Origin of the sequence: Methanobacterium subterraneum (assembly GCF_002813695.1) — an archaeon.
Classification (GTDB): domain Archaea; phylum Methanobacteriota; class Methanobacteria; order Methanobacteriales; family Methanobacteriaceae; genus Methanobacterium; species Methanobacterium subterraneum.
In genome coordinates this window covers 992,836-1,007,500 of record NZ_CP017768.1, presented here as the reverse complement: position 1 = coordinate 1,007,500, position 14,665 = coordinate 992,836, and the positions used below count along the sequence as shown (strand labels likewise).

Sequence of the window (14,665 nt, the reverse complement as noted above, 5' to 3'; positions counted from 1 at the left end):
AGGGGTAAACAAACCACAATTTTTTCAAAGGATCGGGATCCCCCAAAATCAGGATAATTGAAATAAAACGGAATTTAAAAAAACAATATATTTTTAGAGGTGGATTAAGTTGTCAGAACTATTAATTCCATTGGATAAATACCTAGCAGCAGGATTACACATAGGCACACAACAGAAGACCAAGGACATGGAACGATACATATACCGTGTACGAGCCGACGGACTATACGTCTTAGATGTGCGGAAAACCAACGACAGAATCATGTCAGCCGCCAAATTCTTGGCAAAATTCGACCCAGAAGACATACTGGCCGTGTCAACCAGGCAGTACGGACAAACTCCAGTACGCAGATTCGGAGAAATCACCGGAGCACGAACCATCCCTGGAAGGTTCATACCCGGAACATTAACCAACCCCAACTATGGTAAATTCATAGAACCTGAAGTACTAATGGTAACCGACCCCCGAAGCGACTCACAGGCCATAATCGAAGCAAAACAGATTGGACTACCTGTAGTAGCACTCTGTGACACTGAAAACCTGCTGGGCAACGTTGACATAGTCATACCAGTGAACAACAAAGGACGAAAAGCAATAGCCCTGGTCTACTGGTTAATGGCCCGACAGATACTAAGGGAAAGAGAAGTACTGGCTCCTGAAGAGGAACTGGACATACTCCCATCAGAATTCGAACTCAAAATATAAACATTCATTCAACAAGGGAGCTCCCCTTTCAGGGAGCTCTTTTATATTGAGTTCATAAAATACTAGAGTTTCACCTCATTAGAGGCGTAAAACCAACTCCATGGTACGTATCCTTAAGTGGTTCATACCACCTAAGGGTTTAATCCATTTATGAGTTCATTTGGGGTTAAGTCCATTTATGAGTTCATGCCCATTTTGGGGTTCAATCCCTTAAGGGGGTTTGAATTATTTATGTGAACAATAAATTTCACGAAAACAATCATTTACAGTATTCTTGTAAAGGATGATTTTGAAATATTTTATTAGAATTACTCAAAATGAGCTCTATTTTAACGAAATCATCCATGGAGTAACCCTACTCCAGATAAAGGGGGAATACATAAACGGGGGAAGTATTTAACATACTAATTGATTCCATACCATAACTAATGGATAAAACTAAATATTGTAATGATTCCATACCATAACTAATGGATTTGAAATTATTATAAAGTTAAAAACCATAAAATAGATTTAAAAACTTTGGATTAAAGTTCCGGACTGATCTTATAATCCCATAATAATTATACTACCAAAAATTATACTGGTAATCACATAATAATTCTCATCACCCCAATTTGGAAAGTTTAAAAAAATGTTTAAATGAATGTTAAAATAACTTTCCAGTAATTAAAAATTTAGATTAAAGACTGTTTAATAATTCAAACTCTTTAATAATCTTTAATAAAAAAAGGAAGTTAATAAAAGGCGGGAAAACCTTTTATTAACCAAGGGGGATTTCTATGATCAGGAAACCTGCCGTGGCAGGAATGTTCTATGAATCAGATGAAGGTTCATTAAAGAAGAGAATTGAATGGTGCTACCAGCACAAATTAGGACCTGGAAAGCAACCGGGAAAACTGGGAAACCAGCGGAGTATCAAAGGACTCATCGCTCCCCACGCCGGGTACGTATACTCTGGACCAGTGGCAGCCTGCTCATACCTGGAACTGGCCGAAGATGGTATGCCCGAAACAGTGGTTATACTATGTCCTAACCACACTGGAATGGGATCCGGATTGGCCACCATGACCCAGGGCTCATGGCTAACACCTCTGGGAGAAGTGGAAATAGACCAAGAATTCGCCACCGAACTGGTGAACTACTACCCATTACTGGATGATGACCCATCTGCCCATATCCAGGAACACAGCTGCGAAGTACAGCTACCCTTCCTACAGGAAATCAGCACAGATTTCCAGATGGTACCAGTGTGCATGATGATGCAGGATGTGGAAACCAGCCGGGAACTGGGAGAAACCATAGCACACACCGCAGCCAAACTGGGAAGGGACGCCGTGGTAATTGCCAGTACAGACTTCACCCACTACCAGCCACAAGAAGTGGCTCAGGCCCATGATGAGAAGGTACTCCAAGCCATAGCCAAAATGGATGAAGTGGAAATGATCCAAAGGATACAGGAATACCAGGTAACCATGTGTGGCTACGGACCAGTAACCGCCACCATAGAAGCATCCCGAAACATGGGAGCCCAGACAGCCAGCATCCTACAGTACGCAACCAGTGGAGATACTGGTGGAGACAAAGACTCTGTAGTGGGATACGCCTCAGCAGTATTCAGGTAAACTGTGTAGATTCAGGTAACTGTAGATTCAGAGGAAAATCCAACAATAAAGACACGGAATAAATCTAAAACATAGATTAAAATAGATTTAAATCTTAATAGATTATAACTTAGCTTAATAGATTATAACTTAGCTTAATAGATTATAACTTAGCTTAATAGATTATAACTTGGTTAAATCAAAAAAAAATAGACTAAATTCATATGAAAATAAAATTCATAAGAAACAAATTCAATAAGAAATAAATTCATTACCATTAATCAGGAAATTCCCATAAAATCATTGAAAACCAGTTGATTGTGGATCGCATGTTACAGGATGAGTTCCCAATAAAATTGTGTGAGTATAAATGGCCGAAGATTCCCTAAAAACAGGGATAATCCCCATTATAAATCAAACAATGGGATTTAAATGGTTTAAAAAAATAGTAATAATGGTCATAAGTTAAATTATCAAACTCATAGGTAATCATTCAGGGACAAAAATAAACCAACAGGAAGGGTTAGTTAAAATAGAAAAATATTCGACAGATTTTAGTGAACGGAGTTCAATCCAATGACAGTCACCGCATCTGCACCAGGCAAGGCCATCCTTTTTGGAGAACATGCAGTGGTCTACGGGAAACCAGCCATTGCCGTGGCCGTAGATAAAAGAGCCAGAGTAACCATCAACGAAGGAACCACAGACCACATACAGCTTAAAATACCCGAACTGGATGTTTACGGAAGTATCAATACTGATACTAATTCCATAACTCAATTAACCAGTTCCGGTGAAGTGGAAGAAAACCCTGGTACCTTTGATGCCGGGATAATGCAATACATTAAATGTGCACTATTCCAGGAGGAACTGAATTCCCCACTGGACCATGGCCTGGACATAGAAGTGGATCTGGAAATACCCATAGGAGGGGGGCTGGGATCATCAGCAGCCATCACCGTGGCCACCCTGGCCGCCAGGGCACGCTACCAGGAACAGGAACTATCCCGAGAAAACCTGGCCCGCATAGCCCACCAGGTAGAACTGGAAGTCCAGGGAGCAGCCAGCCCACTGGACACCACAGTATCCACCCATGGGGGATTACTATACTTCACACCCCAAAGAGGAGCAGTGAAGATAAAAACCGCCTTGAAAATACCACTGGTAGTGGGATACACCTCCCAACCAGGAAACACAGGCATCCTGGTGGCAGAAGTCAGAAAGCTACGCCAGGCACATCCCACCATAATCAACCCCATCCTGGAAGTCATGGAAGAGATAACCAACCAGGCCCGGGAATCCATAACCCGGGGAGACCAAAAACAGGTAGGGGAATTGATGAACATCAACCAGGGACTCCTGGATTCACTGGGAGTTAACACCCTGGAATTATCCTGCCTGGTTTACCAGGCACGCCATGCCGGTGCCATGGGATCCAAAATAACCGGAGCTGGAGGTGGGGCAGCATCATTGCCTACTGCCCCGGGAAAACCAGGGAAGTATTAACAGAACTGAATTCAATTGAAAACGCATTCCAGGTGGGAATATCATCCAAAGGGGTGACCTGGTGATTAATTTCACGATGTTTACAGAGTTAGGAGAATAATTGTCTTTATAGGAGAATACGTTTCATGATTATCCTTAAACTGGGTGGAAGTGTAATCACCCGAAAAGAAGCCACCGAACCCACCCTGGAACCGGTGAACCTGGACCGCATTGCCAGGGAAATAGCCAGGGCAAAGCCAGATAAACTGATCATAATCCACGGAGCAGGCAGCTTCGGACACCTGCACGCCAGGAAATATGAAATAGGCAGCCCCATCCACACCAAGGAAGAACTCCAGGAAAAGAGGATGGGATTCACCCTAACCCAAAATTCGGTTAAAGACCTTAACCATTCAGTATGCCATTACCTGCTGGAATATGGAATTCCTGCAGTGGCAGTGCCCCCATCATCATTCATAATCACCCATAATAAACGAATCAAATCCGCCAACCTGGAAATCATTGAAAAATATCTGGAAATGGGACTGGTACCAGTCCTCCACGGTGACGTGGTTCCCGACACCCAGAAAAGCATCCAGATGGCAGTAGTCTCCGGTGACCAGCTGGTGAACTACCTATCCCTCCAACTAAAACCCGAAAGAATCGTCCTGGGCTCAGATGTGGATGGAATATACGACCGTGACCCTAAAAAACACACCCATGCCCAACTCCTGGAAGTGGTGAAGTCACTGGAAGACCTCCAATTCCTGGAAGGAGCACAAACCGTGGATGTAACCGGGGGAATGGCCGGAAAACTGAAAGAACTACTGGATCTGGCTGGTAAGGGAATAGAATCTGAACTCATAAATGCCGGGTGCGAGGGATTACTGGAACGCACACTGAAGGGTGAAAAGGTAAGGGGAACCCTAATCAGTAAATAAATAACATCCAACACACGTTAAATTCAAAATAATAAATAATAACATTAACATAAAAAGATTGAACTCATAATTACCATATTAAATCAAAGGAATGAATTAAACTCACAATTATTAGAGAATTAAGGATTGGATTAACCTCACAATTATTAGATTAGAATTAAAAGTAATGAATTAACTTATAAGAAATGAATTAGACTTACACTACCTGAATTGGATTAAATTAAAGGTAAGGAATTAAACTCACAATTACCAGAATACGAATTAAATCAAAAAGGAATTAGGCTTAAATTAGTTAGAATTAGAATTAAATAATAGAAATTGAATAAATCACAGATTCACGAGCATCAATCAATAAAAAAAAATCGATAATATAATAAAAAATAGGAAATGTGAATCAGAAGTAAGGAAAAATTAGTAAATTTAGACCTAAAAGGAAGAGATTATGATTTCAGATAGAAAATTAGAGCATTTGCTATTATGCACCCACAGCGATGTGGAATACCATAAAAAAACAGGATTCAAAGATGTGGAACTCGTCCACAAAGCCCTTCCTGAAGTAAACCAGGAAGAAATAGACTTATCCACCTCCCTACTTGGGAAAAAGATGGATTCACCCATAATAATAACCGCTATCACTGGAGGACACCCCTCCTCAGTGGAAGTAAACCAGAAACTGGCCCGAGTAGCAGAAAAACTCAACATCGGCCTGGGACTGGGAAGCCAGAGAGCAGCAGTTGAAAACCCGGAACTGGCATCAACCTACACCATCGCCCGGGAAGAAGCCCCCGAAGCCCTCTTAATAGGGAACATAGGAGCACCCCAAATGGAACAGGCCCACGAGGCCGGGGAGATGATGGACCTGGATGCACTGGCCATACACTTAAACCCCCTGCAGGAGGCAATCCAGCCAGAGGGAGATGTGGACACCAGAGGATACCTGGAAAACATCCAGAAAACCGTGGAAGAAATGAACATCCCGGTAATAGCCAAGGAAACCGGGGCCGGTATCAGTGGAAACGATGCCCTATCCCTGGAAAAAGCCGGTGTCCAGGCCATCGATGTGGCCGGGGCTGGTGGAACTAGCTGGGCGGCAGTTGAAACCTACCGCAGCCAGGATAAAACCATGGGCGAGCTCTACTGGGACTGGGGCATACCAACCGCAGCCAGTACCGTGGAAGTAAGCCAATCAGTACAGATACCAATCATATCCTCCGGAGGAATAAGAAACGGATTAGAAGCAGTAAAAGCACTAGCCCTAGGGGCCGATGCAGTGGGAATGGCATTACCAGTTCTCAAAGCATCATACTTGGGTGAAGAAGCACTCTTCAAATTCTTTTCCAGATTCCTGGAGGAAATCAAGGTAGCCATGTTCTTAGTAGGAGCAGGCAACCTGAAAGAATTACAAAAAACAGACCTGGTAATCCAGGGAAAAACAAGAGAATGGCTCCAGGAAAGGGGCTACAATACCAAAATTTATGCAAGGAGGTCATCCTTATGAGTGTAGAAGTAATTGCCATTGGAGGCTATGAAGAAGTGGGCAAAAACATGTCCGCAGTGAAAGTGGGGGAGGATGTAATAATATTCGACATGGGAATCAACCTGGATCGGGTGCACATCCATGAAGACACCGACATCGCCCGTATGCACAGTTTAGATTTAATTGAAAGGGGAGTCATACCAGACGACACCCTGATGAAGGATGTGGATGGTAAGGTACGGGCCATAGTATTCAGCCACGGACACCTGGACCACATCGGAGCAGTGGCCAAACTAGCCCACCGCTACGACGCACCCCTCATTGGAACACCCTACACCCTGGCACTGGTGGAAAACAGTATAAAACAGGAGAGGAAATTCGAAGTATCCAACCCCCTCCAGGTCCTAAACGCCGGAGAAAAAATGCAGCTTTCCCCAGATATCACCCTGGAATTCGTGCACACCACCCACAGTATACCCCAGGCAGTTAACGCAGTGCTGCACACCCCTGAAGGTATCATTGTCTATGCACTGGACTTCAAATTCGACAACCACATGATGCTCAGCCCACCCCCAAACTACCAACGCCTAAGGCAACTGGGTAAAAAGGGAGTACTGGCACTTATTGTGGAAACCACCAGGATGACCGAAAAACAGCAGGAGAAAACCCACTCCGAGAAGGTAGCCAGAATAGTCCTGGAGGATATAATGAAGGACATCCTCCCAGCCAATGAAGGATTGCTGGTAACCACCTTCAGCAGTCACATCGAACGTATACAGGCCATCTGTAACATAGCCCAGGAAAGCAACCGAAAAATCCTCCTGCTGGGAAGATCCATGGAACGGTTCGGGAGCATAGCCGAAAAAATAGGAATACTGGATCTCCCTAAGGGGGCCAGCCTCTTCGGAAGCCCCAAATCAGTTAACCGGGCACTGGCCAGGGCAGAGGAAAACCGATCCGACTACATACTGGTAACCACCGGACACCAGGGAGAACCAGACGCTCTCTTACCAAGGATAGCCAGTGGAAGAACCCACTTCAACGTGGCACCAGGGGATAACGTGGTTATAAGCGCACCAATCATACCCAACCCCACCAACGTGGCCAACCGGAACCTGATGGAGCGACGTTTGAAGGATCACGGGGCCAGGATTTACACCAACGCCCACGTATCCGGACACGCCGGCCGGGAAGACCACCGGGACTTCATACGAATGCTACAACCAGAACACATCATACCTGCCCACGGGAGCCTGGACATGCTAGCCGCCTACACCGAGATGGCTGAGGAAGAAGGGTACAAAATGGGTAACAATATTCACGTACTGAGAAATGGACAGGCACAGGTTTTCAACGGAGGAGTTTAATGGAATCAAAACTGGAAGTAACCGAGATCCTCAAAAGATACTCTGCAGACATAGATCAGGAGATAAACAGGGCCCTGGAAACAGTGGACCCTGAAACCCTTCGCCAGGCATCGGAACATCTGGTTAAAGCCGGTGGGAAGAAACTCAGACCATCACTGGTGGTTTTAAGTGCCGAAGCAGTGGGTGGTGAAGTGGAATCCGCCCTTAAAACTGGAGCCGCAGTGGAACTCATCCACACCTTTAGCCTGATCCACGACGATATCATGGACCAGGACGAAAAAAGGAGGGGAAAACCCTCAGTACACGTACTATGGGGAGAACCCATGGCCATTCTGGCCGGGGACACCCTATTCTCCAAAGCATTTGCCACGGTAATGAAAAGTGAGGACGATGGGGTGGCACCGGAGAACATCCTACCGGCCCTGCACACCGTGGTGGATAGCTGCGTGAAGATCTGTGAAGGCCAGGCACTGGACATGGGATTCTCAGAACGGGAAGATGTCCGGGAAGAAGAATACCTCACCATGATCTACAAGAAAACCGCAGCCCTAATAGCTGCCGCCACCAAAGCCGGAGCCATACTCGGTGGAGGGACACCGGAACAGGTGGAAGCCCTGGCAGAGTACGGTCGACTCATAGGAATGGCCTTCCAGATACAGGATGACTACTTGGATGTGGCCAGCAGTGATGAGGACCTGGGAAAACCAGTGGGTAGTGACATTGTGGAAGGAAAAATGACCCTCCTGGTGGTGAACGCACTATCCAAGGCTAGTGAAGAAGACCGGGAACGTTTACTGGCCATCCTCAAGGAAGAGGGTGATGAACATGTCACTGAGGCCATGGAGATCATGGAAAAATATGGATCCATACAATACGCCTGGCAGGTGGCTCAGGAAGATGTGAACCAGGCCAAACAGTTACTGGACATCCTGGACGACAGTCCAGCCAAGGAAGCACTCATCAGGGTGGCTGACTTTGTACTGGAAAGGAGTCATTAGGCCTTGCACTGAAAAGGAGTTATAAAACTTCTTTTAAGTCAGGTCATTAAACAGAGCACGTAGAAGTTTTTTACTCACTAATAATTGGGGATTGTCATTTAAATCCCCTAAACTAATTGTTTTTCTTAAAATTTTACTCAAATTCTTTTATTTCTAACTCATTAAATGAAGACGAAGTGATTATACAATGGATAAACTGGAAGAACTGGTTCGAAAACAAGCACTGATCAACGCCGCCAAACACGGGGGTCAGGCCCAGCCCGGGGCAGTGATCGGGATGATAATGTCCGGACACCCTGAATACCGGAAACAGGCCAAGGATGTATCAAGACTAGCCGGGCAGATCACCGCCCAGGTAAACCAATTAAGCCCTGAAGCCCAGAAGGAAGAACTGGACAACCTGGGAGGTTACCAGGAAAAGAAGAAGGAAGAAAAGGTCAAGGGACTCTCTGATCTACCCGGTGCTGAGGGGAAAGTGGTTCTGCGTTTTGCTCCAAATCCATCAGGACCCCTCCATATAGGGCATGCACGGGCAGCAGTTTTAAACCAGGAATACAGTAAACGATACCAGGGTAAGCTAATCCTACGGGTTGAAGACACAGACCCACGAAGGGTGGACCCTTCTGCTTACCAGATGATACCGGAAGACCTGAAGTGGATGGGAGTGGATTGGGATGAAGAGATCATCCAGTCCGACCGGATGGAAATCTACTATGAACACGCCCTGGAACTCATCAAACTGGGAGGGGCCTACATGTGCACCTGCCCAGGGGACGTGTTCAAAGAACTCAAGGACTCCTCCCAAAGCTGCCCCCACCGGGATGCCAGTGTGGAGGAGAATTTAAAGCTATGGGAGAAAATGCCAGAAACCGGTGAGGGTGAAATGGTTCTCCGGGTAAAAACTGACATAGAGCACAAAAACCCTGCCATAAGGGACTGGGTGGCCATGAGGGTTGTGGAAGATGAGCACCCCCGTATTGGTAAACAGTACCGGGTTTATCCCATGATGAACTTCTCGGTGGCAGTGGACGACCACCTCCTGGGGGTTACCCATGTTTTGCGGGGTAAGGACCACCTGGCCAACAGTGAAAAACAGGAATACCTCTACCATCACATGGGCTGGGATGTACCACACTTCATCCACTACGGAAGACTGAAAATGGATGATGTCAGTTTATCCACCTCCCAGGCACGTCAGGGTATTGAAGAAGGTGTCTACAGTGGCTGGGATGACCCCCGATTGGGAACCATCCGGGCCATAGCCCGTAGGGGTATACAATCCCTGGCTATAAAGGAGTTGATGATGGAGATCGGGGTGAAAATAGCTGACTCCACCGTAACCTGGAAGAAGATCTACGGATTAAACCGTTCCTTCCTGGAAGATAAGGCCAACCGGTACTTTATGGTGGAAAACCCAGAGTTGGTGGAGATAGAGGGTGTGCCTGAATCATTATTGGGAAATGTGGAAAGACCACTACACCCCGACCATCTGGACCTGGGAATGCGCAGCCTGGAATTTAATGGAAAAGTCTACCTCAGTGATGAGGACATACTCTCACAATCTGATCAGGTTCTGAGGTTAATGGATGCTGTGAACATTATCTTCCAGGATGGCGAGGCAAAGTATCACAGTGAAGGTATTGATGAAGCCCGGGAAGCCAAAGCCAAGATAGTGCAATGGGTGCCCACCGAAGGTGCAGTTGAAACCGAGATGGTAATGCCTGATGCATCGCGGGTTACAGGATTTGCAGAGTCAACCCTGAAAGGTGTAAAAGAAGGTGAAGTGGTACAGCTAGAAAGGATTGGATTTGCCAGATTGGATAAGAAAGAAGATGGGAAGTTAAGGTTCTACTACGCCCATAAATAGGAACTCATGTTCCTAAATAGAACATTTAACTTCTAACTATCTCCTTTAACCATTTATTTTGCCAAACAATTGACTTATCAAAGATATCAATTGTATAACACTCACAGGGGTCTTTAGAATGGGAATAAAATGATTAAATAAAATGATTATCTATTTTTTTACTGCATTAAAAGGAATAATAACAAATGATTTTTTAATTATCGATTTTTTAACCCTAAATATTAAGGCCTTTTTTTACGGGGCAAATGGAATATTTTTAATTAATATATATTTTTTTGTAATTTTGTTTAATTTTCACGTCGGAAGTTGAATTTCCGCATACCTTTTCCGGCAAAGAGTTAATATGGTTTGTGATAACATATTAATGAGAATGTGGACAATATTGTCATTTAAGATAAATATCTGGATGTGTAATAAATTGTTCACATTGTCGACTTGAATTACATGATACTATGAATTAAAAACTGTAAAAGGAGGTGAAAACGATAAAAAACAAACTAATAAAGCTGACATTAGCACTTGCATTCATCTTAATATGCATAGGAACAGTATCAGCAGCAACTGCCGATGAAAACATCACCATATCTGCTGTAAATGATACTCCGGATCTAGAAACCCAAGAAACCCTACAGGATGTTAGTATCAGTGGTAAAGTGGAGAAGTGTTCCGATGGAAACCCATTCCCCGGAGTAACCGTAACCACTACCAGTAGCGGAGAAACCATTTCAACCACTACCAACGTCGCCGGTACTTATTCTCTGAACTTTAAAAGCAGTTCCACTAATTTCCAAGTAACCGCCAGCGCACCAGGACACCAACCATCCACTCAAGAAGTAACTGTACTTCCTGGGGAAGATAATATCTACCGGGATACCGCTGACTTCAAATTAGGAATGGACACAGTCTACGTCGCCACCACAGGTAGCGATGCTACTGGGGATGGTACCGACGCTAACCCTTACCGAACCATCGCAAAAGGAATAACCGAAGCAAACCCTGATGGTACAGTAAATGTGGCTGATGGAACATATCAGGAACACCTTACAATCGGTAAGAATGTTAACCTGATAGGTGCCAGTCAAACCGGGACCATCATTGATGGAACCAGTAACGGACGACCGGTAACCATTAATGGCGGGGTCACTGTAACCATGAGTTACTTCACCATACAAAACGGAAGAGTAACCGGTGATTATGTCTATGGGGGTGGAATCTACAACAATGGTAATCTAACCCTCAACAACTGCACAGTAAAGACCAATCAAGCCAACCCAACCACTTTTTATGGATCCAGTTACGGAGGAGGAATCTACAACGCTGGGATCATGACCATTAAAGGTAGTACGGTTGAATACAACTATGCTACTGGTTACTATGCCTATGGTGGAGGAATCAATAACTGGGGCGCCATGACTATTGAAGACAGCACCGTACAGAATAATAACGCTATGAGTTCTTCTGATGAAGCTCAGGGTGGTGGAATATACAACGAAGACACACTTACCATTATTAACAGCACCATAAAAGGGAATACAGCCTGGAGCACCTACCCAGATGACGCATATGGTGGTGGTATCTACAACTACGGGACCTTAATTATGGATAACACAAACATGGAAGGTAACATAGCACGTGGATACTACGCTGTAGGTGGAGGCATCTACAACTTCTATGGTAACATGGAAATCAGTAACAGTAACATCAATCAAAACCTCGCCGAAGCCAGCAATACCTCAAGTTACGGTGGTGGAATCTACCTTAATAATGGTAGTTTAACCTTAACCAACAGTAACATCAACCAAAACACAGTGACAGGACAATCTGGATATTCCGCTGAAGGTGGTGGAATCTACAACTCTGGAGCCAACATGAACATCAATGGTGGGAGTGTAAGTTCCAACCGGGTTAACGGAGGAGATGCCAAAGGTGGTGGAATCAGTATCGGGGGTTATCATAATACAGTGGCCATAAATGGTTGCACCATCCAGGATAACGCTATCTACAGTACTTCTACTGCAAATGGTGGTGGAATTTACTACCTTGCTGGCTATGGTTACAACACCGCCACTATGACCATCACTGACTCAACAATCAAAGGCAACACCGCCACTAATGGTGGTGGGATCTGCAATTACCAGAGTACTCTAACCATCACCGGGTCCACTATCCAGGAAAATAATGCGATTGTTGGTGCTGGAATCTGGAGTTCTGGAACCACTAGTATCTCTGATTCAACTATCACTGGTAACATTGCATCTATCCAGGGTGGTGGAATCGACCACAGGGGTGGTACTTTGACGGTCACGGAAACTGACATAACCCACAACACTGCTACTAGTTACGGTGGTGGAATCTCAAATGATGGTACTTTAAACATTCAAAACTCGGCCATCAATGACAACACTGCCATGTTTGGTGGTGGAATCTACAACATCGACCGGGAAGTGGTTCTTGACAACACAGAATTACTACGAAACACCGCAACTGGGGGTGGCGTTAACGGAGCACGCGGAGGGGCCATTTTCAACCATTATGGTGCAGTGACCATCGATAACAGTAAAATCAATTACAACACCGCAAATGCCCTCAGTACAGATAGTTTCGGTGGAGGAATCTACACCTGGGGTGGCAGTTTAACAGTAACCAACAGCAACATCAATCACAACACTGCAACTGCCGTTAGTAATGTATACGGTGGAGGAATCTACACCAGTGATAGTGTGGTGACCATGAACTTCAACCGCATAGTGGGTAATTCCCCTAAAGCCATCTACCATTCCCTCGACTCACAATACGGGACTGTAAATGCCGAGTACAACTGGTGGGGATCCAATTATGATGCCATAACCAGTTACTTTGGTAGTGTAGATCTCTGGCCATGGTTATACATGACCTTCCAGGCTGATCCAACCACTATCCAGCAGGGTGATACTTCAACCCTAACTGCTAACTTCAACAATGCCTGGGATGGAGAAAATCCGGTGACACCTTTCGATCCAGCAATTGGGCATTTACCCGATGGAACACTGGTGACTTTCACCACTGACCTTGGTCAGGTGGGCAGTCAAACTGTGGATAAGCCAACAGTGAATGGTGTGGCTACCGCTACACTAACTGGAACCGAATCCGGCCTTGCCAACCTATCTGCCACTCTGGATGATGAAACCCTAACCCTTAACGTGGAGGTTGAAAATGATCCGTGTGCCAATGTGACCATCACTAAGACTGGTAATGGTCCTTTGAATGTGGGGGATACTGGTACTTTTACCGTTTCTCTGCATAACAATGGGCCTGATGCTGCTCATAACGTGGCAGTTACTGATGTGGATGTTCCTTCCGGTTGGACTGTGACTCCTTCTGTGGGATCATGGGATTCAGCTACCAAAACCTGGAGTGTGGGAACGCTCAATAATGGTGACAGTGCAACCCTAACCATCAGTGGATTAGTTACCGCTGCAATGGCCGGGACCACCCTCACCAACACAGTTACCGAAACTCAGGATGAACTGAACCAGGAAACACAGACTGCAACAGCCAGTATCACAGTTAATACTCTATCTCCTAAGGCTGATCTGTACATCAACAGCTGGTCCAGTAAAAGTAACCCTCATGTGGGTGAAATATTCACTATTACCTTTAAATTGGGTAATAGAGGACCGAACACAGCAGAAAACGTGGTATTCACATTACCACTGCCTGATGGTGTGGAATTTGTGGATGTAAAGGTGGACCAGGGCACAGTAACCTACGATCCTGCTACCCGGACCATTACCTGGACCTTGGGTGATGTGATTGTGGGAGATCCCTACGCATGGGTAAATGTTAGAGCACTGAACCTGGGAAGTTTCATCTTCCGACCAACACTCACCACTGACACCGATGATCCTAACCTTGAAAGCAACATCCAAAGGTTGACTTTGAATGTCCAGGTAGCCGGTGGATCAACTGAAACTGTGCATGCTCAGACTGTGGGAATGCAGGAAACCGGAACACCAATGGTAGGAATAGTTCTAGCTGTTCTGATGGTAATAGGTGGATTTATCAGCACCCGTAAAAAACAATAAGAGGAAAACCCTTAAAACCTCTTTCCCCCTTTTTTTTATTTAAAATTCAAATTAGTTAAAACATTGACGTATGTTTATTATTTATTGAGAATATTATAATAAATGACTATAAAATCTGTAATTTAGCTGAAATTATTTCTAATTTTTTTTATATAA

General features: G+C 44.9%; 9 protein-coding genes. All 9 read left to right on the top strand.

Going from position 1 to position 14,665, the window contains the following annotated elements; genetic code table 11:
• Window positions 1-109 precede the first annotated feature (109 nt).
• The 9 genes from rpsB to BK009_RS04670 all read left to right on the top strand — a co-directional run bounded on the left by rpsB (window position 110) and on the right by BK009_RS04670 (window position 14,509).
• The gene (gene rpsB / locus BK009_RS04710; RefSeq protein WP_100906063.1) at window positions 110-706 is read left to right on the top strand and encodes a 30S ribosomal protein S2; all 597 of its coding nucleotides are present in this window, start codon (window positions 110-112) and stop codon (window positions 704-706) included.
• A gap of 782 nt (window positions 707-1,488) precedes the next feature.
• Window positions 1,489-2,331: an AmmeMemoRadiSam system protein B gene (gene amrB / locus BK009_RS04705; RefSeq protein WP_100906065.1), complete on the top strand. Its 843-nt coding sequence runs from the start codon at window positions 1,489-1,491 to the stop codon at window positions 2,329-2,331.
• Between the two features lie 555 nt (window positions 2,332-2,886).
• Window positions 2,887-3,816 (top strand): mevalonate kinase, encoded by a 930-nt coding sequence (gene mvk, locus BK009_RS04700; RefSeq protein WP_236951036.1) that lies wholly within the window; start codon window positions 2,887-2,889, stop codon window positions 3,814-3,816.
• Window positions 3,817-3,941: 125 nt separating this feature from the next.
• Window positions 3,942-4,736 (top strand): isopentenyl phosphate kinase, encoded by a 795-nt coding sequence (locus BK009_RS04695; RefSeq protein ID WP_100909165.1) that lies wholly within the window; start codon window positions 3,942-3,944, stop codon window positions 4,734-4,736.
• Window positions 4,737-5,178: 442 nt separating this feature from the next.
• Window positions 5,179-6,234, top strand: a complete 1,056-nt coding sequence (gene fni, locus BK009_RS04690; protein WP_100906068.1) for a type 2 isopentenyl-diphosphate Delta-isomerase — start codon at window positions 5,179-5,181, stop codon at window positions 6,232-6,234.
• Window positions 6,231-7,580: an RNase J family beta-CASP ribonuclease gene (locus BK009_RS04685; RefSeq protein ID WP_100906069.1), complete on the top strand. Its 1,350-nt coding sequence runs from the start codon at window positions 6,231-6,233 to the stop codon at window positions 7,578-7,580. The genes fni and BK009_RS04685 overlap by 4 nt, the downstream gene beginning before the upstream one ends.
• Window positions 7,580-8,578 (top strand): short chain isoprenyl diphosphate synthase IdsA, encoded by a 999-nt coding sequence (idsA, locus tag BK009_RS04680; RefSeq protein ID WP_100906070.1) that lies wholly within the window; start codon window positions 7,580-7,582, stop codon window positions 8,576-8,578. Before BK009_RS04685 ends, idsA begins: the two co-directional genes overlap by 1 nt.
• 187 nt (window positions 8,579-8,765) lie before the next feature.
• Window positions 8,766-10,445: a glutamate--tRNA ligase gene (locus BK009_RS04675; protein ID WP_100909164.1), complete on the top strand. Its 1,680-nt coding sequence runs from the start codon at window positions 8,766-8,768 to the stop codon at window positions 10,443-10,445.
• 476 nt (window positions 10,446-10,921) lie between these two features.
• The gene (locus BK009_RS04670; protein ID WP_100906072.1) at window positions 10,922-14,509 is read left to right on the top strand and encodes a DUF11 domain-containing protein; all 3,588 of its coding nucleotides are present in this window, start codon (window positions 10,922-10,924) and stop codon (window positions 14,507-14,509) included.
• The last annotated feature ends 156 nt before the right edge of the window (window positions 14,510-14,665 follow it).